The sequence below is a fragment of the Kocuria sp. CNJ-770 genome, from assembly GCF_001942375.1.
Classification (GTDB): Bacteria; Actinomycetota; Actinomycetes; order Actinomycetales; family Micrococcaceae; genus Kocuria; species Kocuria oceani.
Window position 1 is genome coordinate 8,376 of the sequence record NZ_MKJW01000149.1, and the last position, 2,284, is coordinate 10,659.

Annotated in this window: 2 protein-coding genes; one reads left to right on the forward strand and one right to left on the reverse strand. The window is 65.7% G+C overall.

All coding sequences use genetic code 11. The annotated features are described in order from the left end of the window. Window positions 1-672 precede the first annotated feature (672 nt). The gene (locus tag BJF77_RS17755; RefSeq protein WP_075872998.1) at window positions 673-1,164 is read left to right on the forward strand and encodes an excalibur calcium-binding domain-containing protein; all 492 of its coding nucleotides are present in this window, start codon (window positions 673-675) and stop codon (window positions 1,162-1,164) included. Window positions 1,165-1,950: 786 nt separating this feature from the next. Here BJF77_RS17755 and BJF77_RS17765 read toward each other — a convergent pair. Continuing rightward, the coding region (locus BJF77_RS17765) for a WD40/YVTN/BNR-like repeat-containing protein (protein ID WP_369821442.1) at window positions 1,951-2,284 on the reverse strand (334 nt) is incomplete at its 5' end.

The following is a 2,284-nucleotide window of genomic DNA, read 5'->3' on the forward strand; positions in this document are numbered from 1 at the left end:
GGGGTCGTGATCATCTTGATGGGTCTGTTCCTGCCGCGGGAGATGTTCTAGTGGGGTGGCCGAGCCTTGTCTTGGGTGCTGCCATGGTGATCACCGGCGTGGTCCTCCTGCTCTGCCGGAAGTCACTTGCGGGTCTCTACGCCTCACGGCGCCAGGCTCCTCCGCCGGATCATCCGCAGTACCGAGCAGAACCTGCCTTCACCGCCGGTCCCATCGGCGTCCTGGGATGTGCTGGCATCTTGGCTGGCCTCATCGTGCTCGGGGCAGAGGTGCTCTGACCCTCCGCGCACGGGAGGGCCAACCTCAACGCACCTCCCAAGGTCACTACATCATGCCCGGGCGGAGACTCACCCCGGCGCGATGAGCAACTTCATGTGCAACGCCGCAGTCCCCGCAGTGCAACGGAGCATCAGCAGTTCCCTGCGGGAAGGCGGGGGCACCGAGGCGCGACCGGAGGCTCTGCTCCGGGGACGGGGTCCACGGCGTGGTCCCCGGTGCCATGGACGGGAACGGGGCGGCCGCCGCGCCGTGCATAGGTTTCGCCTCGGCCCAATGAACTCCTGAAATCAACAAGACTGGAACAGATCAGGTTTGTGTCGCTGACGGGATTGACTCAAGAATGTCGGCTGGATACGTTGCAAAGACAAATACCTCTCAGAAAGCGACAAACAGATGCGAAAAAGCGCAGCAAGTGCCGCACTGATCACCGCCGTCGGATTTTCAGCCCTCAGTGCTGCCCCGGCGTCGGCCGACGTTTACGGACCCATCTTCCCCGTCTGTGATGCAGCCTTCGCCGCAGGGGTGTACAACATCCCCCAGGGCAGCCCGGCGTACCACCCCGCTCTGGACACCGACGCCGACGGCGTGGCGTGTGAGAGCGAGGCTTACGCCTACGACGCCGCGACGGTGGCCGAGATCGTGGAGCAGCGTGAGCTGGCCCGGGACACTCTGCCCCCGAACACCGGCATCATCGCCGGCCCCGATGGCACTGGTCTGGAGGAGGCACCGCAGATCGAGCAGGTCCCCGTCGGCGGCGCCGACACCGGCGTGGCCGTGGAAACCGCCGACGGCGACAGCGCCGCCGCGGTGACCGGTGGCCTGGCCCTGACCGTGACCCTTGCTGGTGGCGCGTTCTGGCTGCGACGGCGCGCCCGCACCGCCTGAGCAGCACGCCTACGGCCCCGGTAACCCTCGCACCGGGTTGCCGGGGCCATTGGTGTACCTGTCGCAAGCACTGTCCCACCTCATGCATCACCGCGCCGGCAGAGCCGGGTCGACCACACGGACCCACCAGCAGAGGCCAAGAATTCCAGAGCTGAGTGTCCGACAATCCGCCATATGTAAAGAAGGTCGCGTCGAGCTACTGATGCAGCCAGTGTCCGCGGATCAATCAGCGATAGCGCGTTTGGTCCCTGAGTTCTAGGGTGGGAGATCCGCCAGGAAATTTCTGCTTCGTCAGCAGAAGCGTGCACTTCGGGCAGGGCCGGGTCTCGCCCTGGTGGTCCCGCAGAAGCATTGCCAGATCCTGGTGCCGGTGCTCCACTGGAAAGACGAGCCTGTCCTGGGCCCGTACGTCCAAGGGGGATCATCATGGCTGGTCACGACAAGCAGGCCGAGCACACCAAAGCAGAACACACTCACGGAGAGAACTGCGGGCACGAGACCGTTGAACACGGCGATCATGTGGATTATCTCCACGACGGTCACCGGCATGCGGAGCATGAGGACCACTACGACGAGTGCGCGTAGCCTGCCCCCGGCATCCTTCAAGAGGCCCCTGCAGAGAGCAGGGGTCTCTTGTTCTGCCCCGGCATCGGTTGAGGGACAGCTCCTGCTGCCCTGCTCCAGGCGCGCACATTGACGGGCATTGTGGGCGGGCATTGTGCGTGAACGCTTGAGACGTGGGCGTGCCAGGGAGACTCGTCCACGAGCGGGTGAACGTGAACGGGGTCAAAGCAGCTGTTCGATGGTGTTCCCGCCGTCGGTGGTGCGCAGCACGGTTCCGTCGGCCACGAGCAGGGCCTCAGTCTCGCCTTCCTCCGTGAGCCCGGCCCCCAGGGCGGTGATCTCCCCGATCGGCTGGTCACTGGCCGTCCAGGTTTCCCCGGCATCTGCGCTGGTCAGCAGGTTCCCGTCGACCCCGGCCCCGACGATGGTCTTGTCGTCGGCCCAGGCGATCAGGGACATCAGCTGCGGGGTGTCCAGGGTGTCCCAGGTGGCACCGTCGTCCTGGGAGCGCATGACGCCGTCCTCGGTGGTGGCCAGGATGGTGCCTGTGCCCGGG